At 45.3% G+C, this 23,759-nt stretch carries 19 protein-coding genes and 1 tRNA gene; 7 read left to right on the forward strand and 13 right to left on the reverse strand.

The features are described 5' to 3' along the window. Positions 1–14: 14 nt before the first annotated feature. The 3 genes from rluF to FIU99_RS03840 form a co-directional block, all read right to left on the reverse strand. A complete protein-coding gene (gene rluF, locus FIU99_RS03830) occupies positions 15–1,049 on the reverse strand; it encodes a 23S rRNA pseudouridine(2604) synthase RluF (protein WP_006959605.1) in 1,035 nt (344 codons plus the stop codon). Positions 1,050–1,177: 128 nt separating this feature from the next. Then, positions 1,178–1,759: a DNA endonuclease SmrA gene (gene smrA / locus FIU99_RS03835; protein WP_006959604.1), complete on the reverse strand. Its 582-nt coding sequence runs from the start codon at positions 1,757–1,759 to the stop codon at positions 1,178–1,180. A 156-nt stretch (positions 1,760–1,915) separates the two neighbouring features. Continuing rightward, positions 1,916–2,056: a DUF3149 domain-containing protein gene (locus tag FIU99_RS03840; protein WP_006959603.1), complete on the reverse strand. Its 141-nt coding sequence runs from the start codon at positions 2,054–2,056 to the stop codon at positions 1,916–1,918. 262 nt (positions 2,057–2,318) lie between these two features. On the opposite strand from FIU99_RS03840, the gene FIU99_RS03845 reads away from it, so the two are divergent. Continuing rightward, positions 2,319–2,395: transfer RNA gene (locus FIU99_RS03845), tRNA-Pro, on the forward strand. Between the two features lie 178 nt (positions 2,396–2,573). On the opposite strand, the gene FIU99_RS03850 is transcribed toward FIU99_RS03845, so the two are convergent. After that, positions 2,574–3,443: a TraB/GumN family protein gene (locus tag FIU99_RS03850; protein ID WP_039951726.1), complete on the reverse strand. Its 870-nt coding sequence runs from the start codon at positions 3,441–3,443 to the stop codon at positions 2,574–2,576. Positions 3,444–3,845: 402 nt separating this feature from the next. Between FIU99_RS03850 and FIU99_RS03855 the strand changes: the two genes are divergently transcribed. Further along, positions 3,846–6,497 carry a beta-N-acetylhexosaminidase gene (locus FIU99_RS03855; protein WP_006959600.1) on the forward strand — a complete coding sequence of 884 codons (2,652 nt, stop codon included), beginning with the start codon at positions 3,846–3,848 and terminating at the stop codon, positions 6,495–6,497. A 73-nt stretch (positions 6,498–6,570) separates the two neighbouring features. On the opposite strand, the gene FIU99_RS03860 is transcribed toward FIU99_RS03855, so the two are convergent. The 5 genes from FIU99_RS03860 to nagA all read right to left on the reverse strand — a co-directional run bounded on the left by FIU99_RS03860 (position 6,571) and on the right by nagA (position 14,230). Beyond that, positions 6,571–7,962, reverse strand: coding sequence for a peptide MFS transporter (locus FIU99_RS03860; RefSeq protein WP_152472040.1), 1,392 nt, complete (start codon positions 7,960–7,962; stop codon positions 6,571–6,573). A gap of 354 nt (positions 7,963–8,316) precedes the next feature. Continuing rightward, positions 8,317–9,981 (reverse strand): asparagine synthase B, encoded by a 1,665-nt coding sequence (asnB, locus tag FIU99_RS03865; protein ID WP_006959598.1) that lies wholly within the window; start codon positions 9,979–9,981, stop codon positions 8,317–8,319. 228 nt (positions 9,982–10,209) lie between these two features. Next, entirely contained in the window at positions 10,210–11,796 is a 1,587-nt protein-coding gene (locus FIU99_RS03870) for a cation:proton antiporter family protein (protein ID WP_006959597.1), read from the reverse strand. Positions 11,797–11,876: 80 nt separating this feature from the next. Continuing rightward, positions 11,877–13,091 carry an ROK family protein gene (locus FIU99_RS03875; protein ID WP_006959596.1) on the reverse strand — a complete coding sequence of 405 codons (1,215 nt, stop codon included), beginning with the start codon at positions 13,089–13,091 and terminating at the stop codon, positions 11,877–11,879. Between the two features lie 2 nt (positions 13,092–13,093). Then, a complete protein-coding gene (gene nagA / locus FIU99_RS03880) occupies positions 13,094–14,230 on the reverse strand; it encodes an N-acetylglucosamine-6-phosphate deacetylase (protein ID WP_006959595.1) in 1,137 nt (378 codons plus the stop codon). A 479-nt stretch (positions 14,231–14,709) separates the two neighbouring features. On the opposite strand from nagA, the gene nagE reads away from it, so the two are divergent. Together nagE and glnS are read left to right on the forward strand one after the other, a co-directional pair. Then, positions 14,710–16,284 carry an N-acetylglucosamine-specific PTS transporter subunit IIBC gene (nagE, locus tag FIU99_RS03885; RefSeq protein WP_038513134.1) on the forward strand — a complete coding sequence of 525 codons (1,575 nt, stop codon included), beginning with the start codon at positions 14,710–14,712 and terminating at the stop codon, positions 16,282–16,284. Positions 16,285–16,546: 262 nt separating this feature from the next. Next, on the forward strand, positions 16,547–18,217 hold the full coding sequence (glnS, locus tag FIU99_RS03890) for a glutamine--tRNA ligase (RefSeq protein WP_006959593.1): 1,671 nt from the start codon (positions 16,547–16,549) through the stop codon (positions 18,215–18,217). Positions 18,218–18,405: 188 nt separating this feature from the next. Here the strand turns inward: glnS and fcrX are convergent, their stop codons facing one another. Next, positions 18,406–18,852 carry a ferric iron uptake transcriptional regulator FcrX gene (gene fcrX, locus FIU99_RS03895; RefSeq protein WP_006959592.1) on the reverse strand — a complete coding sequence of 149 codons (447 nt, stop codon included), beginning with the start codon at positions 18,850–18,852 and terminating at the stop codon, positions 18,406–18,408. Positions 18,853–19,059: 207 nt separating this feature from the next. On the opposite strand from fcrX, the gene FIU99_RS03900 reads away from it, so the two are divergent. Continuing rightward, a complete protein-coding gene (locus tag FIU99_RS03900) occupies positions 19,060–19,566 on the forward strand; it encodes a DUF4442 domain-containing protein (protein ID WP_038156581.1) in 507 nt (168 codons plus the stop codon). 39 nt (positions 19,567–19,605) lie between these two features. Here the strand turns inward: FIU99_RS03900 and fldA are convergent, their stop codons facing one another. The 3 genes from fldA to FIU99_RS03915 all read right to left on the reverse strand — a co-directional run bounded on the left by fldA (position 19,606) and on the right by FIU99_RS03915 (position 21,267). Continuing rightward, positions 19,606–20,139: a flavodoxin FldA gene (fldA, locus tag FIU99_RS03905; RefSeq protein ID WP_006959590.1), complete on the reverse strand. Its 534-nt coding sequence runs from the start codon at positions 20,137–20,139 to the stop codon at positions 19,606–19,608. 47 nt (positions 20,140–20,186) lie between these two features. Beyond that, entirely contained in the window at positions 20,187–20,408 is a 222-nt protein-coding gene (locus FIU99_RS03910) for a DUF2788 domain-containing protein (RefSeq protein WP_006959589.1), read from the reverse strand. A gap of 94 nt (positions 20,409–20,502) precedes the next feature. After that, positions 20,503–21,267 (reverse strand): alpha/beta fold hydrolase, encoded by a 765-nt coding sequence (locus FIU99_RS03915; RefSeq protein WP_006959588.1) that lies wholly within the window; start codon positions 21,265–21,267, stop codon positions 20,503–20,505. A 141-nt stretch (positions 21,268–21,408) separates the two neighbouring features. Between FIU99_RS03915 and seqA the strand changes: the two genes are divergently transcribed. Both seqA and pgm read left to right on the forward strand, forming a co-directional pair. Further along, positions 21,409–21,951 (forward strand): replication initiation negative regulator SeqA, encoded by a 543-nt coding sequence (gene seqA, locus FIU99_RS03920; protein ID WP_006959587.1) that lies wholly within the window; start codon positions 21,409–21,411, stop codon positions 21,949–21,951. A gap of 90 nt (positions 21,952–22,041) precedes the next feature. Further along, positions 22,042–23,688 carry a phosphoglucomutase (alpha-D-glucose-1,6-bisphosphate-dependent) gene (gene pgm / locus FIU99_RS03925; protein WP_006959586.1) on the forward strand — a complete coding sequence of 549 codons (1,647 nt, stop codon included), beginning with the start codon at positions 22,042–22,044 and terminating at the stop codon, positions 23,686–23,688. Positions 23,689–23,759: the final 71 nt, after the last annotated feature.

Consider the following 23,759-nt stretch of genomic DNA (forward strand, 5'->3'; position numbering starts at 1 on the left):
GTTGCGCTAAACGACTATTTCTTCAAACTTAATGTACCGCCTGTACGAGGCTTGTTTGATGGTCGCTGAGCGGGCTTATCTGACTTTGGCTTGTAGACGCTTTTGCCTTTATTGGTGCTCGGTTTAGATTTGGAATCGGATTTTCCTCCCCGCCCTTTTTTAGAATTAGGAGCATGGCGAAATTCTTCGGCATTTTTGCCCTTGAAGGTGCGCTGCTTTTGATTACGGCGAGCTTTCGACTCCTGATTTTCTTCACGACTGTCGAATAGTTTGGCGTCAGTTGCTTTGCGAATGTTGCGACCACGTGCATCCACTTTTGAGGCGTCTTCCGTTCCACTCGATGACTCACACATAGCGAGAATTTCTCCGATCTCGTCGTCGCTTAGGTAGCGCCACTGACCGTTCGGGATTCCATCGAGGGTGATATTCATAATGCGAACGCGACGAAGCTTGAATACTTCGTAACCCAGAGCTTCACACATACGACGAATTTGTCGGTTCAGGCCCTGAGTGAGGACAATGCGGAAAGAGAACTTTGTTTCTTTACTGACTTTACACGGAAGCGTTGTGGTATCGAGGATATCCACACCCGAGCTCATTTTTTTGATGAACTGTTCAGTAATGGGTTTATCGACACGGACAACATACTCTTTTTCGTGATTGTTGCCGGCACGGAGAATCTTGTTGACGATATCACCGTCATTGGTCAGAAAGATCAAGCCATCAGATGGTTTGTCTAGACGACCGATAGGAAAGATACGCTTCTTGTGGCCAATGAAATCAACAATGTTGCCGGGAATATCACGTTCAGTGGTACAGGTGATGCCAGTCGGCTTATTCAAAGCGATATAAACAGGCTTGTCTGTTACGGCGCTGATCGGCTTATCATCAACGCAAACATCGTCGCCCGGTAGAACTTTAGTCCCCATTTCAGGGACTTTGCCATTAATCGTGACACGACCCTGTTCAATCAGGCGGTCGGCTTCGCGGCGTGAGCAAAAGCCCGTCTCACTAATGAATTTGTTTAAGCGTTTGGCATCTTGTGACATGTTGTTCTCTCTAACGTTTCACAACGGCATTAATCTAAAAATGAAAAAGCAGCCCGTTAGGCTGCCTGAACATTCTAGCACTGTTATGCCATCTGAGTAAGTTTAATATTACTTAGAAGATATCTTGGTTAACCAAGACGCTTTTGATGACGTTCTCGGTTTTCGAGTTTCTTATCTGAACTTTTGCGCAGCATGACATAAACGGCGCCGCTGCCACCATGAAAGCGCTGTGCACTATGAACGCATTGTACGTCGCGAATTTGTTCTAACCATTGTGCTACATAGCTTTTCATTAGGGCTGGTGGATTAGATTTCTCACCACGGCCGTGAACGATGACGACCGTTCTGATATCCATTTTTATGCACTGTTTGAGGAATTTAACCACTTCATCCCGAGCTTCCTTCAAGGTGCGGCGGTGCAAATCAAGACGGGCTTGGATGGGGTATTTGCCCAAGCGTAACTTTCGGTAGACGCCTTCCTGAACACCATCTCGCTTAAACTCGATGAGGTCTTCAGGCTTCAGCATGGGAGCATGGTCTACTGACAAATATTCTGGGTCATCTTCGGTTAACCAGATAGCAGCTTCGCGTTTAGCAAGCTGTGCTTCAGTGACCTTATGGTGTTTTTTATGTTCGGTTGTATCTTGTTTGATTGGTGTTACGTCACCCATCATTTCTTGGAACAAAGCGAAATCATCATCGTGAGACATAACTGCATCTCAGAGTAGGGAATCGGTAAACTTATTATACCTATGACAGCCAATAATGGTGCAGAGATTTAGGTTACTGGAAATAAAAAACCGAAGTAGACAGAGAATCTACTTCGGTGCATAGCGATACTCTATTCGAAAATAGGGCTAAGCGATCTAGTGAGGAGATTTGTCGTTCATTACTTTGTATATGAAGTAACCGCCATAAAAAAGCATAAGACCTAAAGCCCCAAAGATGACTAGCATTGAAGATAGTCCAACTGCATTACCAAACAGGAGATTCAGCCAAAAGTCCATGTTTCCTCCAAATCCAAAATAGTGATGACATGGATTAAATTAATAGACGGTTACAATACCGGCACTGATCTGGATCAATTGTATGGTTTTGGTTGCGTATTTGTTTCTTGTGCTGTGTTTGTGCTCACATTTTATCACCCATTGGTGGTGTTTTAGTCAAACAAGCCTAAATGTAAAAAAACTTAGTAAAATGGCTTGCGTTAACGATCAGAATCCGTAATATACGCCTTCGTTGACGGGCAATCAGCTCGAAGAAACATCTCGGTGAATAGCGCAGCTTGGTAGCGCATCTGGTTTGGGACCAGAGGGTCGGGGGTTCGAATCCCTCTTCACCGACCACATTAAGAAAGCCTGCTTCTAAAGCAGGCTTTCGTCATTTTAGAGCATGGATAACAGGATTAGAACCCGAGTGAGGTTCGTCTGATGTTAGAGCCTGGCTCTTCACGAGCATATATAAGAAAGCCCGCTATTTGAGCGGGCTTTTCTCTTTTCAACAGCAAACTTATTGCTACAACGACTAATACTCAAATTCACAGTTCGCGGCCTTACTCTGCGAAAGCTGTGAGATCTTAAAACCGCTGTCTTTGAGCAAGTTCAAAACACTTTGCTCACCAATCAGATGTAATGCACCGACAACCATCACGTAAGAGCCCTTGCGTTTGGGGGACCAACTTGGTTCTGACATTTGTTTCGCCCAGTCGATATTTCTCTGGGTCATAAAACTCTGTTGAAACTCTGGAGACACTTCTGTCAGGCTGGCGAATTCATTCAACTTATCCAAATCACCCGCTTTCCAACTTTCTATCAGGCAGTGAGTGGCATCTTCTGAGTGGTCAAACTCTTCAATAGCGCTAACCAATAGCTCTTTACCCGCTTCTTTTTGTCCTGTAAGTAAATCAATCTGAAACTGAATCGACTCCAAACTAATAACGGGAATGTCTTGGAGAGTAGCTTTGTACATCAAATGAGTATCGATGCCATAAGCTGCCTGGTAGCCGAGGTACTCGATTTGTTTCATCTGTAATGCGAGCGCGGTTGCCCATGGCGGGGACAGCATCAACTGTTGTTGGTCCATGTTAAGTAGATTAGCTATCCCTTTAAGCTCGCTTTGCTGTGCAGGGCTCAGGACATCTTTGGTCTGTAATGTTACAGGCGGGTAGCTGACCCCTTGTGTTTTGCGTATGTCTGTTTCCATGATTAACCCGTCACTGGACTTAAGCCGTTCAGTGATAGTTTGAGGCAGTGGGTACATGCTTTCATCTCCGACATGCACTGAACCCAGAATTAAATAGTTGAGTTTCCCCTTCTGAGCCTGCCAGTAGAGAGGTTCTGCTACAGAGGAGGTTGAGATGGCCAGAGTCAGAAACAGTAGACAAAATTTATACATAGGGTCTGTCGCCTTACGGAAAATTTGTTGAAATGGTTAGGTTTTGACGTGGTTTAACGAGAGCAAACTGCGTCTAAAATCACACTTTTCTATTTTACATCCTAGCTTAGCGTAATCGGATGATTGCTGTCTTGTGATCTAAGTCCTAATTCATTTGTTGTTGTTATGAATAGGTGCGATCAAATTCTCAGTAATACCGTCAAATGATTTGTGTTGATTTTAACGTAGATTGTAAGTTTTTGTTTTTAAATATCATTTTGTTTTTATAAATCTTGAGTTTTGAACACGATCACTTTCACTAGAGTTTAATTTTACGACTAAAAATAAATCGAGATATGTTGTTTCTATTCTTAGTTTTCGAGCTGACTTTTTCGGCTCTATTTACGTATTGGGGTAAGTAAGATGTTTAAACAAAGTCTGATCGCGGTATCGGTTGTCGCATCACTAGCAGGTTGCTCTGCATTTCAATCTAATGAGCAAAGTGTTGTTAATTCGCTCGCCAGTAATCTTGATATTCAATATGAAGTGTTGACTAACCACGGCGCAAATGAAGGTCTTGCATGTCAAGACATGGGCGCTGAGTGGGCGTCTTGTAACAAAGTAAACATGACGCTAGTTAACCAAGGTGAAGCGGTTGACTCTAAAGATTGGGCTATTTACTTCCACAGCATTCGTCTGATTTTGGATGTTGAAAACGATCAGTTCAAAATCTCTCGCGTAACGGGTGACCTACACAAATTAGAACCAACAGATAAGTTTGATGGTTTTGCTGCGGGTGAAGAGGTTGTGCTTCCTCTTGTTGCTGAATACTGGCAGCTATTTGAAACTGACTTCATGCCAGGCGCGTTCGTTGCAGCACCAAATGCAGAGCCTAAGATGATCGCTTCTCTTAACACAGAAGATGTTGCATCTTTCGTGACGGGCCTTGAGGGTAACAACCTAAAACGTACGCCAGATGACAACAACGTATTTGCAAACGCGGTGTCTCGTTTCGAGAAGAACGAAGACCTAGCAAAACAAGACGTATCAACCACGTTACTACCAACGCCAATGTCTGTTGAAGCAGGTAAAGGTACGGTAGATATCGCGGCGGGTATTGCGCTGCCTAAAGACGCATTCGATGCGACTCAATACGCAGCAATTCAAGATCGTGCAGAAGTGGTAGGTGTGGATGTTCAAGGCTCCCTTCCTGTAAGCATCACTGTTGTTCCTGCAGACTTCACCGGTGAATTAGCAAAATCTGGTGCTTACGAAATGAGCATCAAAGGCGACGGTATTGCGATTAAAGCGTTTGACCAAGCAGGTGCTTTCTACGCAGTACAATCTATCTTTGGCCTGGTAGATAGCCAAAATGCTGATTCTCTACCACAACTGTCTATTAAAGATGCACCGCGTTTTGATTACCGTGGCGTGATGGTAGACGTGGCTCGTAACTTCCACTCTAAAGACGCAATCCTTGCAACGCTTGACCAAATGGCAGCGTACAAGATGAACAAACTACACCTTCACCTAACAGATGATGAAGGCTGGCGTTTAGAAATCCCGGGTCTGCCTGAGCTGACTGAAGTGGGTGCTAACCGTTGTTTCGATTTGGAAGAGAAAAGCTGTTTACTGCCTCAGCTTGGCTCAGGTGCAACATCAGACAACTTTGGTTCTGGCTTCTTCAGCAAAGCAGACTACGTGGACATCTTGGAGTACGCGAAAGCGCGTAACATCGAAGTGATTCCTGAATTCGATATGCCAGCACACGCTCGTGCAGCAGTGGTATCAATGGAAGCACGTTACGACCGCCTAATGGAAGAAGGCAAAGAAGCAGAGGCAAACGAATACCGCCTGATGGATCCTCAAGATACATCGAACGTAACCACGGTTCAGTTCTATAACAAGCAAAGCTTCATCAACCCATGTATGGAATCTTCAACTCGCTTTGTTGATAAAGTGATTTCAGAAGTAGCAGCAATGCACCAAGAAGCGGGCACGCCACTAACAACATGGCATTTCGGGGGTGACGAAGCGAAAAACATCAAGCTAGGCGCTGGTTTCCAAGATGTGAACGGTGAAGACAAAGTAAGCTGGAAGGGTACGATTGACCTGTCTAAACAAGACAAGCCATTCGCACAATCTCCACAATGTCAGACGCTAATTGCAGACGGTACGGTAAGCGACTTTGCCCACCTACCAAGCCACTTCGCAGAAGAAGTGTCTAAGATTGTGGCAGAGAAGGGCATTGCAAACTTCCAAGCTTGGCAAGATGGTCTTAAATACAGCGAAGGTGAGAAAGCGTTCGCAACAGAAAACACACGTGTTAACTTCTGGGACGTTCTATACTGGGGTGGCACATCATCAGTGTACGAGTGGTCTAAGAAAGGTTACGAGGTGATTGTTTCTAACCCAGACTACGTGTACATGGACATGCCATACGAAGTTGACCCGAAAGAGCGTGGCTACTACTGGGCAACGCGTGCAACAGACACTCGTAAGATGTTTGGTTTTGCACCAGAGAACATGCCTCAGAACGCAGAAACTTCTGTAGACCGCGATGGCAACGGCTTTACTGGTAAAGGTGAAATCGAAGCGAAACCTTTCTACGGTCTATCAGCACAGCTTTGGTCTGAGACTGTACGTAACGATGAGCAGTACGAGTACATGGTATTCCCTCGCGTACTAGCGGCGGCTGAGCGTGCATGGCACCGTGCGGACTGGGAAAACGACTACAAAGTGGGTGTTGAATATTCGCAAAACTCTAACTTAGTGGACAAAGCGGCACTGAACCAAGACTACAATCGCTTTGCCAATGTACTTGGCCAACGTGAACTGGCTAAGCTAGAGAAAGCGGGTATCGACTACCGCCTACCTGTACCAGGTGCGAAAGTAGAAGATGGAACGCTTTCAATGAACGTTCAGTTCCCTGGTGTGAAGCTTCAATACTCTCTAGACGGCAAGAACTGGCTAACTTACGCAGACAGTGCTCGTCCAAGTGTGAAAGGTGAAGTGTTTATCCGCTCTGTATCTGCGACAGGCGAGAAAACCAGCCGTGTGACTAGTGTGAAGTAATTTTCGCGGGAAAAGGAAACAAAAAAACGCCCGACCACTGATTGGCCGGGCGTTTTTATATCTGAAGCGGCGATTAAGCGACTTGAGTTTGCTGCTCTTCTATTTGCTCAGCATTGCTGATTGGCGATTCTGCGCCGTGCATCCATCGAACCAGTGTGTTTGAGAACAAGAGCAAAATGATACCAGATATGATCGCGGTTACCGCGATGCCACTAAAGATAGCGAATGCGCCAAGTTCGCCAACATGTGAGCCAACATAGCCAGCAACATAGTTAGCAATCGCATTACAGCCGAACCACGCGCCCATCATCAGAGAGGCCAGACGGAGTGGGGCTAACTTAGTCACTAATGACAAACCGATTGGAGACAAGCAAAGCTCACCGAGGGTATGGAAGAAGAAAGCGCCAACTAGCCATAGCATGGAGGTTTTGACAGTGGTGTCGCCACCTTGCTCCATCACGGCTCCGACCATACATAGGAAGCCAAGTGCGAGGAAGAACATAGCGAGAGCGAATTTGACTGGTGAGTTAGGTTCACGTTTCCCCAGCTTAACCCAAAGCACTGCAAGCAAGGGAGCAAGCGTAATGATGAAAAATGGGTTGAGAGACTGGAACCAAGCAGCAGGCACTTCGAAACCGCCGATCATACGATCTGTGTACTGCTGAGTGTAGATGTTCATCAGGCCACCCGCTTGTTCAAAACCAGCCCAGAAGACAATCGTGAACAGACTCATCACTAAAATAACTTTGATGCGGTCAAATTCTTCTTTCGTCAGAGGCTCTTTCTTAGAGGATTTTTTGATTGCCAAATCTCTCTTAGCTGCAGGCTCGCGGCCAATGTCACCAAGCCATGACTGCGCAAGACTCATCTGCATAACCAGGCTAATAAGCATACCGATACCCGCGACAATAAAGCCAGATTTCCAACCAAATTCATCGGTAACAGAACCTGCAATGACGCCCGCTAGCAGCGCACCTAAGTTGATGCCCATGTAGAAAATGGTAAACGCACCATCGCGACGATTGTCACCTTCCTGATACAGGTCACCCACCATCGTTGAGATGTTTGGCTTAAATAGGCCATTACCCGCAATTAAAAGCGCAAGGCCGAGGTAAAAGGTGTGTACAGTACCTAGCCCCAACATATCTGCTGGCATGGCTAAGGTGAATTGGCCGACGGCCATTAAAGCGCCACCAATAAGAATAGAACGGCGTTGTCCGAGGTAGTTATCGGCTAGCCATCCGCCAATAAGTGGAGTGATGTAAACGAGTCCAGTATAGATGCCGTAGAGATCCAAAGCATCTTTAGTCGACCAGCCTAAACCACCGTCAAGTGTTGCATCGGTAAGGTAAAGAACAAGGATTGCACGCATTGCATAGTAGGAAAAACGCTCCCAAAGCTCGGTACCGAACAAAAGGAACAAGCCACGAGGGTGGCCAAAAAATTGTTGATGTTGGTTTGTCATAAGTATTACTAATAATTGTTATTAAAGAATTTTATTTGTTGTTACGTATACTCCTTAGTGGATATATCTGCAATGACTTGAGTTATAAGTTTTATTTATGGTTTGAGTTTAAGTTGCTGATATAAAAGAGATATTTTTCTGGATTGTTTAAAAAATAACGTGCTACAAACTTAGTTTCCAAAATCGAGGTTATTATTTTTACAATACGCTGTCACATTAGAAAGCAAACAGAAGTAGGTGGTGCTTAGAGAGGGCGGCTGGTAAGTGAGCAAACTGGTTGTGTTTCAGTAATTGAAGAAGTTTGTAGTGCAATAAAAAAAGAGGCTCAATGAGCCTCTCTTGAATTTATCTTGATTAATATGAGTCGTTATGAACACTTTGTACAGCACGACCTGATGGGTCAGCCATGTTCTTGAATGACTCGTCCCATTCAATCGCCTTCGCTGAAGAACAAGCTACTGATGGGCCACCAGGGACACATTCTGCCGCTGATGGAAGCGGGAACAGCTCTTCAAAGATTTCACGGTACACGTAGCCTTCTTTTGTGGTCGGCGTGTTGTAAGGGAAGCGGTAAGCCGCCGTCTCCATTTGCTGGTCAGAGACTTTTGCTTCAGCCACTTCTTTGAGTGTATCGATCCAGCTGTATCCGACACCATCAGAGAACTGCTCTTTCTGACGCCATGCGATTGAATCTGGTAGGTAGTGTTCGAAACACTCACGCAGGATGTGTTTCTCCATCTTACCGTTACCACACATCTTATCTTCTGGGTTTAGGCGCATTGCCACATCGATAAATTCTTTATCTAGGAAAGGCACTCGACCTTCAACGCCCCATGCCGCAAGTGATTTGTTCGCACGTGCACAGTCGAACATGTTGAGAGCAAGCAGCTTACGAACCGTCTCTTCGTGGAACTCTTTTGCGTTTGGCGCTTTGTGGAAGTACAAGTAACCACCGAAGATTTCATCGGCACCTTCACCAGACAGTACCATCTTGATGCCCATCGCTTTTATCTTACGACCCATTAGGAACATTGGCGTTGAAGCACGGATGGTTGTTACGTCATAGGTTTCAATATGATAAATAACGTCACGGATGGCATCGAGACCTTCTTGAATCGTGTAGGTCATCTCGTGGTGAACCGTGCCGATCTTGTCAGCCACTTCTCGTGCTGCTTTTAGATCTGGAGCGCCTTCAAGGCCTACCGCAAACGAGTGAAGTTGCGGCCACCATGCTTCTGATTTTTCATCGTCTTCAATACGCATTGCAGCAAAGCGCTTTGCAACCGCAGAAGTGATCGATGAATCTAGACCGCCTGAAAGTAGCACACCATAAGGCACGTCAGTCATAAGCTGGCGTTTAACCGCCGCTTCTAGCGCTTCAGTCAGTTCTTCTTTGCTGGTGGAGTTACCTTGGACTGCAGCGTACTCATTCCAGTCACGGATGTAGTAGCGTTGAGGCTCTGCATCACCACTGCCGAAGTAACAACCAGGAGGGAACTCGCTGACGGTTTTACAAACTGGCACCAGTGCTTTCATTTCAGAAGCCACATAGTAGTTACCGTGCTCATCGTAACCTTGGTAAAGAGGAATGATACCAATGTGGTCGCGACCAACGAGATACGTGTCTTTCTCCTCATCGTACAGAACGAATGCGAAAATACCGTTGAGCTCTTCTAGAAGATCGGCGCCCATCTCTTGGTAAAGCGCTAGAATGACTTCACAGTCAGAGTCGGTTTGAAAATCGTACTTACCTTCATAGCGCGCACGGATTTCTTTGTGGTTGTAGATTTCACCGTTTACAGCAAGGATGTGTTTCTTATCGGCACTGTACAGCGGCTGTGCACCACTGTTCAAGCCGACAATGGCTAAACGTTCGTGAGCTAGAATTGCTTTTTCTGAAGAGTAGATACCTGACCAGTCAGGGCCACGATGACGAAGTTTCTTAGACATTTCTAGCGCTACAGGGCGAAGAGCTTGAGCGTCACTTTTGATGTCTAGAATACCGAAGATAGAACACATACAACTTCCTTATAAACCTTATTTAATCTGCTGACTTCAATTTGCCATTTTGATTAAAAAAATCAACAGTCACTAATGAAAAAGTTTAACTAATAAGGTTGTTGTTAAATTTTATCTAATATTAACCTTTATTTGGTGAATGAAATTCATGTTTGGTTCGTTTTTTGAACGATTTGAGATGTCAGTAAAGAAAAAGGCAGCGTGAGCGCTGCCTTTATAAAAGAGAAATTAGGGGGTATTGAAGGTTGGTTTAAGCTGTTCACACACATGTCGAGCAAAACCGCTGCCCGCTTCACTGTAGATGTTGAACGCAGCGTCAACGCCTCCCTCATTCAGGCTTTCGAGTTGGTCAGGGTAGGCGGCAATAGCAGCAATTTGTCCTTTAAACTCTTTTTTCTGTAGCTGCTCTAGTGCAATTTGGTTCCCTTGGTGATGAGGCATAGCGAGAAGAACCAATTTTACGTTGGCCGTATCGAGAATGCGCTCCCAAAAGTCTGGGTCGGTCGCATCACCTGCAATGACGTTACGACCCTCCGCTTGATGCTGGAGCGCCGCATCGTCTCTCACCTCGATACCTAAGCTAATTTTACCGTAGCGTGCACGCAGCTCATCGTAGGCACCTGTGCCAATGCGTCCCATGCCGAGAATAAGCACTTGCGCATTCCCCGGATTGATAAGCTGATCTCGTGTGTGGAGCTTTTCTGCTGCATGCTCTTTTAACCAACGGCCAGAGCGGCGGTATAACTCGTGACCTTTACGATTAAGTGGTGATGCCAGAACAAAGGAAATCGACACTGCCAGTGCTAAAGCGACCAGTATATCACCTCCCATCCAGCCCATTTTAAAGGCCAGTCCCCCTACGATCAGACCAAATTCACTAAAGTTAAATAGGCTTAAAGTGGTCAAAAGTGAGGTCCTGACGCGGAACTTAAACGCGTTGAGTACCACAAAATACAGGATGCCTTTCAATGGCAGTAATAGCAGGAACAAGATTGCTAGGGCAAAGCCTGACATGGTTGGTTGTTCTGCGAGTCCGATATTAAGGAAGAAACAGACTAGGAACAGCTCTTTCAAGTTAAATAGCGATTTGGACAGCTCAGAGGCCTTATGGTGTCCAGCGAGAAGCATACCTAGAATCAGAGCACCCAAATCAGGTTTCATGCCTACAAGCTCGAATAACCCAGCCCCTACGACAAGCGCAAAGAAAATACCGAATAGGACCAACATTTCACCGTGGCCAACCCAGTCGAGCATCTTATAAAAGGCAGGGCGCAATAAAGGTAAAGCAAAGAGAGCAATGGCATACCACTCAGGTAGTTTGCCAGTTGACGCTGTTAGGAAGACTACAGCGAAGATGTCCTGCATGACCAGAATGCCAATGGCCATCGTACCGTAGGTTGAGTTCATTTCGCCTTTTTCTTGCAGTGACTTAACGGCAAATACGGTACTGGAGAAAGAGAGAGCGAAACCAAGCAACAATAATTGCTCAATTGACATGCTGGCTAGGGAGCTGACACCGAGAAACTTAAAACAGAATAGGGCAGCGCAAAATAGTAGGGTAGATAAAAGGTTATGTAGCGTTGCACCTGCCCAAATTTCTTTAGACAACAGGGTTTTGATATCGAGCTTTAAACCAATAGTGAATAGCAGCAAAGTGACGCCAAGATCGGCCAATGTCACTATAGTGTCATTACTCTCAAAGCCGAAAGCATGCAAACCAAAACCAGCTAGCAAGAAGCCAACCAAAGGCGGCAAGTTGCATTTGAGCGTTATGAATCCGGCCAGAAATGCGGCAGAGATTAAGATGAGTTCCATATGATTCTTATTCTTGTCCTAATAAAAAACGGGCTACATATTGTAACCCGCTATTGTAGCTCAACTGATTGCTTACTAGATCAATCTTCGAGCAATTTTTGTAACAAAACGCCGTTAAGCATCGCACGTTTTATCATTGCAAACGCGCCAATGGTAGGCTGTTTGTCAATTTCTGAAGCCACAATAGGCAGGCCGCTGTGGAAGGTGGTCAGTGATTGGTTTTCCACGTTGCGACGAATGGCTGGAAAGATAATCTCTTCGCAGCGAGTGATGTCCCCTGCGATAACAATTTTCTGTGGGTTGAACAAGTTGATCGTGATAGCAATCGCCTTACCAAGCTGATTGCCAACACGAACTAAGCTTTGCTTAGATAACTCATCACCCATATTGGCATGGTCACAAACGTCTTGGATGGTGATGGTTTCGAGTTCGGTCAAACTTGATTCATAACCCTGCTTGATCAATTTATTCACTCGATCAACGATCGCCGGGTTAGCTGCAACAGTTTCTAAACATCCAAAGTTGCCGCATTGACATTGTTCACCAAGTGGGTCTATTTGAATATGACCAATCTCTCCGACGTTGCGATTGAAGCCAAGGAAAACCTGACCATTAACGATGATACCAGCACCAGTACCGCGGTGAACGCTGACTAGGATAGAGTCTTGGCAATCTTTGCTGGCACCAAAGTAATGCTCAGCCAGTGCCATTCCGCGCACATCGTTACCGACGAAACATTGAACATGGAAGGTGTTTTCGATCAGCTCTGCTAACGCAAGGTTATCGATGCTGATATTCGGCATGTATTCGACAACCCCAGTTTCTGGGTTGACTAGGCCAGGCAAGGCAACACCAATCGCAATCAACTGATTGATCACGGTTTGGTTAGATTGAATAAAACTTTTTAGGTGAGAAGTCAGACCGTCGACTAAGTCTTCTTGAGTGGTGTAGAAGAACTCTTGATATTCGGATACAAGTTCTTTGCCACCAAGGTTATACAAACTGAACTGAATATAATCGCGACCTAGACGCACTGCGACAGAATGAAAGGGTTCGACTTCAGTGGTTAGTGAGATTGCTCGGCGTCCGCCGGTAGAGGCCTGTTGAGCGACCTCTTTGATAAGGCCGCGCTCGAGTAATTGGCGGGTAATTTTTGTAACGCTCGCAGGTGCCAACTGACTGACGTCAGCGACTTGGATTCGCGATATTGGCCCTTGCTGATCAATCAGCCGGTAAACTGCTGCGCTGTTTAGCTGTTTTACTAAGTCTACGTTACCTATTTGTCCGCCATTCATTCTTAACTTTGCTCGTATTGTCCATTAACAACCGTCGCCTGAACTTTGAAGTCACGATCAAATATGGCCAAATTTGCAACCATGCCTTGTTTAACTCGGCCTAGCTGCTCTTCGACCCCGATTGCTTTCGCGGGGTATAAGGTTGCCATACGAAGTGCTTCATCCAGAGCGATACCGACGTGCTCAACGGTGTTCTGTACTGCTTCTATCATTGTCAGTGCTGAGCCGCCTAGTGTGCCGTTTTCATCAACACACTTACCATCTCGGTAATATACTTTCTTACCAACAAAAATAAAGTAATCCATGTCAGCGCCTGCAGGAGCTGTGGCATCTGTCACTAATACTAATTTTTCGCCCTTAATTTTGTGAGCGATACGAATGTTTGCATAATCGACGTGGAACCCGTCCGCGATGACGCCGGCATAGACATCAGGTGTGTCGTAAATAGCGCCAACTACGCCTGGTTCGCGGCCCACCATCGGGGTCATGGCGTTAAACAAATGCGTGGCAAACGTAATACCTGACTCAAAGCCTTTTCTTGCTTCAGCATATGTCGCGTTGGTGTGACCAATAGCAACGATGATGCCTGCTTCCTTAAGCTGTTGAATATGCTCTGGGGCGTTATGTTCAGGAGCCAGTGTAACCTTAGTGATGACATCTGCGTTTTCACAGATGAAGTTAATCATGCTGTCGTCAGAAGGGCGGATGTAATCCACACTGTGGATACCTTTTTTCATTACGTTTAAATATGGGCCTTCAAGGTGTAAACCCAGAGATTGGTTTTGGTACTGCGCATGATAATCGCGCGCGGCTGCAATCGCTTGGCGCATGTCTTCATCAGAGGATGTAATAAGAGTCGGTAAGTAACTCGTGCAACCCGACTTTAAGTTTGCCTTATGCATAACCTGCATTGTTTCAGCCGTGATTTCATCATTGAACATGACTCCGCCACAACCATTAAGTTGTAGGTCAATGAAGCCTGGGCTGACATTTGCGCCATTTAAATCAAGAGTTTCAAGGCCTTGAGGAAGGTCAGCTACCGGGCATACTGAATCTATCAGTTGGTCTTTGATGACTACTGCGTGGTCAACAAGTACGTCGTTGCCGGTGTAGATCTTACAGTTAGTTAGCGCATACATGGTTAGCTAATCCTTATAAGTTTGATTTTTAATACTTCTATTCGTCCAACTGAAACATTTACCACGTATCTTTATACTTTATTTGTGAGCTTCAATTAGGTCGCAAAATATCTTTAGCAAGCAGAAAATATTCTATATGAATTTAGTTTTATCCTCATCTAAGAGCCTACTGAGTATAGAGAAGATAACCGATACGAAATCTGGTAAACCCCTTGCTCTGTCAGCGTGATGTCGATGAGTACATCTTAAGAATACCGTGAATATTGCGTGTGCGTTGCTATTTTTTTGTATTGTAAAATAAGTTTTATGATCTCGCTAGCAAAATCCTTGAACTATGCCGTTTTCTGGTGATTATGATCACAATTGATAAGGTTTTAATTTGCGGGGCAAAATTAATGGCATAAACTGAGCAGGACTAAATTGAGCGACTAAAAAAAGTAGCTCAGCCAAAATACAAAATCCTATAGGGGGAACTTAAGGTGAATATTCTTGGATATGCGCAAAAGTTAGGTAAAGCTCTTATGCTACCTATCGCAACGCTTCCAGTTGCGGCTTTGCTCTTACGCTTAGGTCAACCAGACCTTCTTGATATTGCGTTCATGGCGCAAGCTGGTAACGCAATCTTTAGTAACCTGCCGTTGCTATTCGGCCTAGGTATCGCGATTGGTCTGTCTAAAGATGGCTCTGGTGCTGCGGGTCTAGCAGGTGCGGTTGCCTACTTTGTTCTAACTGCAACAGCAACGACAATCGATGCTTCAGTTAACATGTCATTCTTCGGTGGTATTTTTGCGGGTATCATTGCAGGTCACTCATACAACGCTTTCCATGCAACACGTCTTCCAGAGTGGCTAGCCTTCTTTGCGGGTAAACGTCTTGTACCTATCATGGCTGGTCTATTCGCAGTTGTCGCGGGTGCTATTTCTGGCGTTGTTTGGCCAACGATTCAGGGCGGTCTAGATACATTGGCGCACGCAGTTTCTACTTCTGGTGCGATTGGTCAGTTTGTCTACGGTACGCTAAACCGTGCGCTAATCCCTGTTGGTCTTCACCATGTACTTAACTCTTACTTCTGGTTCGGTATGGGTACATGTCAAGAAGTGTTGGTGACAGGTGCTCAGGCGGCAGGTCAAGCTCTTCCTTCTCTACAGCAGCTGTGCGTGGACCCAAGCATTGCTAAGACTCTAGTTGCTGGTCAGACTCACACCTTCGAATTTGCTAACTCTGTAACACCAGAAATTACAGCAACAGTGAAAGAAGTAACTGAAACTATCAAGTCTGGTGATCTAAACCGTTTCTTCGGCGGCGATAAGAGCGCTGGTGTATTCATGAACGGTTTCTTCCCTGTAATGATGTTTGGTCTACCAGGTGCAGCACTTGCAATGTACCTAGCGGCTCCTGCTGAAAAGCGCAGCCAAGTGGGCGGTGCGTTGTTCTCTGTTGGTTTTTGTTCTTTCCTTACAGGTATCACTGAACCTCTAGAGTTCATGTTTGTTTTCCTAGCGCCTGCACTGTATGCAATCCACGCTGTATTTACTGGCCTGTCACTGGTTGTAGCGAACATGTTCGGTACTCTGCATGGTTTCGGTTTCTCAGCGGGCCTAATCGACTTCATCTTGAACTGGGGTCTAGCAACTAAGCCATTCACGCTACTACTGATTGGTCTTGGTTTTGGTGCGCTTTACTTCTTCACTTTCACGTTCGCGATTCGCGCATTTGACCTGAAATCTCCAGGCCGTGAAGATGACGATACAGAAGTGGCGGCTACTGCAAGCGGTGACGCAGGTAAAGGTGATCTAGCTCGCCAATACCTAAAAGCGTTAGGTGGTCACGAGAACCTAACAACGATTGACGCTTGTATCACACGTCTGCGTCTGACGCTGAAAGATCGCTCAGTTGCGAATGAAGATGTGTTGAAGAAACTTGGTGCTAAAGGTGTAGTGAAACTGGGTGAGAACAACCTTCAAGTTATTCTTGGTCCTTTGGCTGAAATTGTGGCTGGTGAGATGAAAGCCATCGGTGTAAACGAAGATTTATCTGACGTAAAACTGCCATAATCACATTGAATTACACTGGATAAGACAAAAGCCTCCCTTCATGGGAGGCTTTTTGCATTTAGTCTTAAGTGCCGAACTGATGAATTCCTGAGCAAAGCCGGTAAGCAATCCCATCAATTTGCTAATTATTGCCATTTAAACTGCGGTTATAGTTGTGTAACTGCAAAGAATTGTGGATCATTAGCCGTTATATATCTGGTATTGCTAAGAGCCGTCCCAGAGAACTTTTATCTGACAATACTAAACAATTGAGGTGCTATAGATGAGTGAAGCTGAGGCTCGTCCATCGAACTTCATTCGCCAAATCATCGATAAAGATTTAGCGGATGGTAAACACACTAGCGTGCATACTCGTTTCCCGCCGGAACCGAACGGTTACCTGCATATTGGTCACGCTAAGTCAATTTGCTTAAACTTTGGTATTGCTCAGGACTATCAGGGTCAGTGTAATCTGCGTTTTGATGACACTAACCCGGAAAAAGAAGACGTCGAATACGTTGAGTCTATTAAGAATGATGTGAGCTGGTTAGGCTTTGAGTGGGATGGTGAAGTATGTTACTCATCAAACTACTTCGATAAGCTTTACGGCTACGCGGTTGAATTAATTGAGAAAGGCTTAGCGTATGTTGAAGAGCTAAGTCCTGAGCAGATCCGTGAGTACCGCGGTACACTTACCCAGCCAGGTAAGCCAAGCCCATATCGTGATCGTACTCCTGAAGAAAACTTAGCGTTGTTTGAGAAAATGCGCGCTGGTGGTTTCGAAGAAGGTAAGGCGTGTCTGCGCGCTAAGATTGACCTAGCGTCATCTTTCATTGTGCTGCGCGATCCGGTTCTTTACCGTGTACGTTTTGCTGAACATCACCAGACAGGTGATAAGTGGTGCATTTATCCAATGTACGACTTCACACACTGTATTTCTGATGCGCTGGAAGGCATTACGCACTCTTTGTGTACGCTGGAATTCCAAGATAACCGTCGTCTATATGACTGGGTGCTGGAAAACATCACCATTGATTGCCAGCCGCATCAGTACGAATTCAGCCGTCTAAACCTTGAATACACAGTGATGTCTAAGCGTAAGCTAAACCAACTTGTAACTGAAAACCTCGTTGACGGTTGGGATGACCCACGTATGCCAACGATTTCTGGTTTGCGTCGTCGTGGCTTCACGCCTGGTTCAATCCGTGAGTTCTGTAAGCGTATTGGTGTCACTAAGCAAGACAATATGATCGAGATGGGTTCGCTAGAATCTTGTATTCGTGATGATCTTAACGAGAACGCGCCACGCGCGATGGCGGTTCTTGATCCCGTTAAGATTGTTATCGAAAACTACGATGAAGATAAGGTGGAAACACTAACCGTAGCTAACCACCCTAACAAACCAGAAATGGGCGAGCGCGAAGTACCGTTCACTCGTGAGGTTTGGATCGAACGTGAAGACTTCCGTGAAGAAGCTAACAAGAAGTACAAGCGTCTTGTTTTAGGTAAAGAAGTTCGTCTACGCGGTGCGTACGTGATCAAAGCTGAGCGCATCGAGAAAGATGCTGAAGGCAACATCACTACAATCTTCTGTACTTATGACGCCGATACTTTAGGCAAGAACCCAGAAGATGGCCGTAAAGTGAAGGGCGTAATTCACTGGGTATCGGCTGATAAAGGTCTGCCTGCTGAGATTCGTCTATATGACCGTCTATTTACAGTGCCTAACCCAGCTGCGGCGGATAACTTCGCAGAAACAATCAACCCAGAGTCGCTAGTTACGATGAAGGGTTTTGTTGAGCCAAGCCTAGTGTCTGCTGAAGCGGAGAAAGGTTACCAGTTCGAACGTATGGGGTACTTCTGTACTGATGCGAAAGACTCTAAACCTGAAGCACTAGTGTTCAACCGCACGGTTGGCTTACGTGATACTTGGGCTAAGATTGAAGCGAAATAAACTTCGTTTAATAAATACTAAACAATGAAAATGCCCGTCATAGTACGGGCATTTTTTTATCCAAAAATTGTCGTGTGGCGACATAGCATTTCTCCTTGTCTGAGAACGTGAACTCAAGGTCAGTGAAGATTCTCAACAAGTAAAAAAACGTTGCATAGAAAAAAACGCTCCCGATTGGGAGCGTTTTATTATTTCTTCTTGTGAGCGTCTGGGTTATCTCGACAGCTACCATCTGCGCACTTGCCGTAAAGGTACAAACTGTGGTTTGTCAGAATCACATTGTATTGTGAAGCGATCTCTTTTTGGCGTTCTTCGATAATGTCGTCGGCAAACTCAATAACTTCACCACAGTCCAGACACACAAGGTGATCATGGTGGTGTTGAGTGGACAGTTCAAACACTGACTTGCCGCCTTCGAAATGGTGGCGAGTGACAATACCTGCATCATCAAATTGGTTCAGAACTCGATATACTGTTGCCAGGCCGATCTCTTCACCAAGATCAATAAGCTTTTTGTACAGTTCTTCGGCGCTGATATGTTGGCATTCCGGCTGTTGTAATACTTCTAAAATTTTCAGTCTCGGAAGGGTAACTTTTAGACCAGCGTCCTTAAGAGCTTGGTTATTGTCTGACATATACTTTCCTGTTGATGATCTGCAGTAAATAACAGAGTTCAATATTCCTATCATTATAGGGTAGTACAAGATAACAATAAACCACGAACTTCAAAGGGTTACTAGTATTTTTTTGTAAACTCGCGCAACGTCACTGATAAAACACGTCAGACCAGTTACAATTAATTAACATCTTGTTGTTAACACTCTATTTTCAGGGATGGAAGAATGAATAAATCGCTGGCAAAAATATACAAGCCCGGAATTGTAAAATTTGCCCTTAACATATGGCCACCCTTTTGGGGGGCTGGGATTCGGATCATTTCCATCAGCGAAGATTTCCGTCAGGTAAAGATGAAACTTAAACTGCGCTGGTGGAACAAGAACGCCAATCGGACTCAATATGGCGGAAGCATCTTTTCTCTCACTGACCCTGTCTACTCGTTGATGCTGATGGGAATTTTAGGTGAGCGCTATTTTGTGTGGGATAAAGAAGCGAGTATCAATTTTATTAAACCGGGACAAAGCGATCTGTATGCGGACTTTATTGTTCCTCAGGACTTACTTGATGACATCTTAAGTCAAACGGCCAACGGCGATAAGTGTTTCCCTGAGTTCATCATTTATGTCAAAGACAAAAATGGCAATGTCGTCTCTGAAGTCCAACGTAAACTGTATGTTCGTAAGAAGCCCCAATATCGTGAAGACGATGAAGGTGAAGAACAAGTGGCATAAAAAAACCTCCGCAAGGGAGGTTTTTTCAAAATTTCGGGCTTAGCCTTCTAGTTCGGCTAGGCACATTTCTTCGTGAATCTGTTTACACCAGTTGCTCACGCGTTCGTCAGTTAATTCTGGCTGACGATCTTCATCAACACATAGGCCGACAAACTGACTGTCATCACCTTCAACTAGGCCTTTTGAAGCTTCAAACTCGTAGCCTTCAGTCGAAGTGTGACCGAGAATAGTACCGCCTTTCGCTTCGACGATATCACGTACTGTGCCCATTGCATCACAGAAGTACTCTGCGTAATCTTCTTGGTCTCCGCAACCAAAGATAGCAACAAGCTTAGTTGAGAAGTCGATTTGCTCAAGCTCAGGGAAGAAATCATCCCAGTCACATTGTGCTTCACCGTAATACCAAGTTGGGATACCAAGCAACAGAAGATCGAAGTTATCGATATCTTCTTTACTGCTTTTCGCGATATCTTGTACGTGAACTAGTTGTTTACCTAGTTGCTTTTGAATCATCTTTGCAACAGCTTCAGTGTTACCTGTGTCGCTACCAAAGAAGATACCTACACTTGCCATAGATTCGTTACCTTTACTATTTTCTGTTGTGGCCAATCAAAGAGGGATCAACCCAACCCAGTTCCTTCCCAGCTCAGCTGAATGAGGCCTTTAGCGACAAAACCAGCGCAGCCCAGGAACAGAACGAGCCAAACTATACGACGACCGAAAGGTGGAACATTCCCCGCTTTGAGGACATCTTTTATCGCCATACCAATAAAGAAGAAGATAGACGCAAAAAGTAAATCGAGACCAATTGACTCGAGCATGTTCATATAGTCGTAAAGCATGGAATCCCTTTATGCCAGATTACTTGCGCCGCACTATACCACTGTTAAAAGATAAAGTTAACGGGCAGGGCGCAACAGACCTCTCATTCTGTTTTTAAGCGATAAATTTGCGTATAGCGCGCAGAACTTCCTGAGGCTTTTCTGCGTGTAACCAGTGACCAGTATTGGCGATGACATGCGCCTTTACATTGGCAAACTGTTTTTGCACTTCACCTTGATGCTCTGCTGTGAGGTAGTCTGAGTCTCCACCTTTCACCATCAGAGTCGGAGTGGTGATTTTATCTATTGGATTCCAACCTAGAATCTGAGAGTAATTGTCCCAAAGACTGGCAACGTTAAACCGCCATTCTAAATGCTCACCATTGTTGTATAGCGACTTGCCAAGAAACTGCCTGACGCCTTCCATCTCGATATGATGCGCAAGAATGTCCAGAGCTTGCTTACGTGAAGTCGGTTTCTGTTCAAGTACTGCTTTTAGGCCCGCAAAGACATTATCGTGTCGACGTTGGCCGTACGCGACTGGCGCCATATCTAAGACCAATAGTTTTTCAACTTGAGCTTGGGCAAGCCCTGCTAATTTCATTGCCACTTTGCCGCCCATCGAATGACCAATCAGAATGTAGCGTTCAAGGCCAAGGTGTTGCAGCGTGTTTAACACGTCTTGAGCCATCAACTCATAATTGTGTTGAGAGGATTGAAAAGACAAACCATGATTGCGCAGATCAATGCTGACCACCTGAAAATCTTGGCGTAAATCTCGGGCTAGCAGACCAAGGTTATCTAGGTTGCCAAATAAGCCGTGGATCAAAACTATGGTGTGACCCTCACCTTCGATTTTGTAGTTGAGCAGTTGTGACATTTTACTATATTCGTGACTGGTTTAACGTAGCGCCTCATTCGGCCATTGATCTGCTTCAGATAGCAAATCTGGAACTCGCATATTGAGGGGACTTGGGTATATAATCCCACAGAGTTTAAACATAGAGATTGTGAAAAGCGAATGAAAACAATTGAGGTTGATGAGGATCTATACCGTTACATCGCAGGTCAAACCCAACACATCGGTGAAAGTGCATCAGACATTTTACGTCGCCTTCTCGCGGTTGATGAGCAGAATCAACCATCAACACCTGTAGTGCAAGCCGCACAACCTAAAGGAATTGTGGTAAGCCGTGATGCTGCAAAAGAAGAGAAAGTAGACAGCGTAAAAGCAATGCGCTCGCTGCTCATTTCTGATGAGTTTGCTGGTCTGAAAAAGGCCATCGATCGATTCATGTTGGTATTATCGACTCTGAACCGCATTGACCCGCAGGGATTTTCAGAAGCAACTCAAGTCAAAGGTCGTAAGCGTGTGTATTTTGCTAACAATGAGCAAACGCTGCTAGAGAGCGGTAACACGACAAAACCAAAAGCGATTCCTGGCTCGCCTTTCTGGGTGATTACTAACAACAACACCAGTCGCAAGCGCCAAATGGTTGATCAGTTGATGGCGAGAATGAACTTCCCCGCTGATTTAATTGAGAAGGTCACGAACTCAATTTAAGAATTCTGATTTAAACCTCATAATGTTCAAATAGCTCTGAGTATTATGAGGTTTTTTTGTTTCTGATAATTTTTAAGAAAGGATGTCAAAATGGCTATGCACCCACGCGCTGGACAAAAAGCCCAACAGCAGGATCTGCATAATATCCCTGCACTTGTCGCGAACTATTTTCTACTTCAACCTGACCCTGCTAATCCAGAGCACAAAGTTGAATTCGGCACTTCTGGACACCGCGGTACAGCGGACAAATCTACCTTCAACGAAAATCATATCTTGGCGATCGCTCAAGCGATAGCTGAGGTGCGTGCTGAGAAAAAAACGACAGGGCCTCTATTTGTTGGCAAAGATACGCATGCTCTGTCGGAGCCTGCCTTCTCCAGTGTTGTGGAAGTGTTGATTGCAAACGGTGTTGAAGTTGTTGTACAGCAGGATAATGGTTACACGCCAACGCCAGGGGTGTCACACGCGATTTTGACTCATAACCTTAAACATCAAGATAAGGCGGATGGCATTGTTATCACGCCTTCGCACAACCCGCCGCAAGATGGTGGTATCAAGTACAATCCAACGCACGGTGGTCCGGCAGAAGGTGAATTGACTCAGGCGATACAAGATCGAGCAAATGTCCTGATTGCTGAGGGCTTGCAAGGTGTTAAGCGTATGCCATTAGCGGAAGCAAAAGCATCAGCGCTTTTCACAGAGAAAGACTTAGTTAAGCCATACGTTGACGATCTTGTGAATGTGATTGACATGGATGCAATCCAAAAAGCAAACCTCAAGATCGGGGTTGATCCACTTGGCGGCAGTGGGATCGACTACTGGCGACAAATTGCAGCGGCGTATAACTTGGATCTCACTCTAGTCAGCGAAGCGATTGACCCTTCTTTCCAGTTTATGTCTCTGGATAAAGACGGCGTTGTGCGTATGGATTGCTCGTCACCTTATGCTATGGCTGGTCTGTTGGCGTTGAAAGACGAGTATGATCTCGCTTTTGGTAATGATCCTGATTACGACCGCCACGGTATCGTGACGCCTAAAGGTTTGATGAACCCGAACCATTTCTTAGCTGTGTGCATTGATTACCTATATCGCCATCGCCAAGGTTGGGGAAGTGACGTTGCAGTGGGTAAAACACTAGTTTCCAGTGCCTTGATTGACCGTGTAGTGGCAGACTTAGGCCGCGAACTGTGTGAAGTGCCAGTTGGTTTCAAGTGGTTTGTTGATGGCTTATATCAAGGTAAGTTCGGCTTTGGTGGTGAAGAAAGTGCAGGCGCTTCGTTCTTGCGTAAAGATGGTACACCATGGTCAACAGATAAAGACGGCATCATCCTTTGTCTGCTAGCTGCTGAAATCACGGCAGTCACTGGTAAGAACCCACAAGAATATTATGAAGAGTTGGCAGCTAAGCATGGCGAGTCTCAATATAATCGTATTCAAGCCGTAGCAAGCGGGCCTCAAAAAGAGGTACTGAAAAAGCTGTCTGCAGAAATGGTCAAAGCAGAGACGCTAGCAGGAGATAAGATCACTGCTCGCTTGACGCATGCGCCTGGTAACGGTGCTGCGATTGGTGGCCTCAAAGTCACGACTGATAACGGTTGGTTTGCGGCGCGCCCATCAGGTACGGAAGATATCTATAAGATTTACTGTGAAAGCTTTAAAGGTGCTGAGCACTTAAAGCACATTGAATCCGAAGCGCAAGAGATCGTGAATCAAGTGTTTGCAGACGCTGGCTTGTAAATTAAATACTTAAGCTGAAGAAAAAGGCTGACCGAGTGTCAGCCTTTTCTTTTTTGCGGGTTAGAACTCTC

It is taken from the genome of Vibrio sp. THAF64, assembly GCF_009363455.1.
Taxonomy (GTDB): domain Bacteria; phylum Pseudomonadota; class Gammaproteobacteria; order Enterobacterales; family Vibrionaceae; genus Vibrio; species Vibrio coralliilyticus.

Coding starts and splice junctions, on each gene's coding strand:
- rluF (WP_006959605.1), bottom strand. CDS start 1,049: ATGTCACAAGATGCCAAACGCTTAAACAAATTCATTAGTGAGACGGGC.
- smrA (WP_006959604.1), bottom strand. CDS start 1,759: ATGTCTCACGATGATGATTTCGCTTTGTTCCAAGAAATGATGGGTGAC.
- FIU99_RS03840 (WP_006959603.1), bottom strand. CDS start 2,056: ATGGACTTTTGGCTGAATCTCCTGTTTGGTAATGCAGTTGGACTATCT.
- FIU99_RS03850 (WP_039951726.1), bottom strand. CDS start 3,443: ATGTATAAATTTTGTCTACTGTTTCTGACTCTGGCCATCTCAACCTCC.
- FIU99_RS03855 (WP_006959600.1), top strand. CDS start 3,846: ATGTTTAAACAAAGTCTGATCGCGGTATCGGTTGTCGCATCACTAGCA.
- FIU99_RS03860 (WP_152472040.1), bottom strand. CDS start 7,962: ATGACAAACCAACATCAACAATTTTTTGGCCACCCTCGTGGCTTGTTC.
- asnB (WP_006959598.1), bottom strand. CDS start 9,981: ATGTGTTCTATCTTCGGTATTCTAGACATCAAAAGTGACGCTCAAGCT.
- FIU99_RS03870 (WP_006959597.1), bottom strand. CDS start 11,796: ATGGAACTCATCTTAATCTCTGCCGCATTTCTGGCCGGATTCATAACG.
- FIU99_RS03875 (WP_006959596.1), bottom strand. CDS start 13,091: ATGAATGGCGGACAAATAGGTAACGTAGACTTAGTAAAACAGCTAAAC.
- nagA (WP_006959595.1), bottom strand. CDS start 14,230: ATGTATGCGCTAACTAACTGTAAGATCTACACCGGCAACGACGTACTT.
- glnS (WP_006959593.1), top strand. CDS start 16,547: ATGAGTGAAGCTGAGGCTCGTCCATCGAACTTCATTCGCCAAATCATC.
- fcrX (WP_006959592.1), bottom strand. CDS start 18,852: ATGTCAGACAATAACCAAGCTCTTAAGGACGCTGGTCTAAAAGTTACC.
- FIU99_RS03900 (WP_038156581.1), top strand. CDS start 19,060: ATGAATAAATCGCTGGCAAAAATATACAAGCCCGGAATTGTAAAATTT.
- fldA (WP_006959590.1), bottom strand. CDS start 20,139: ATGGCAAGTGTAGGTATCTTCTTTGGTAGCGACACAGGTAACACTGAA.
- FIU99_RS03910 (WP_006959589.1), bottom strand. CDS start 20,408: ATGCTTTACGACTATATGAACATGCTCGAGTCAATTGGTCTCGATTTA.
- FIU99_RS03915 (WP_006959588.1), bottom strand. CDS start 21,267: ATGTCACAACTGCTCAACTACAAAATCGAAGGTGAGGGTCACACCATA.
- seqA (WP_006959587.1), top strand. CDS start 21,409: ATGAAAACAATTGAGGTTGATGAGGATCTATACCGTTACATCGCAGGT.
- pgm (WP_006959586.1), top strand. CDS start 22,042: ATGGCTATGCACCCACGCGCTGGACAAAAAGCCCAACAGCAGGATCTG.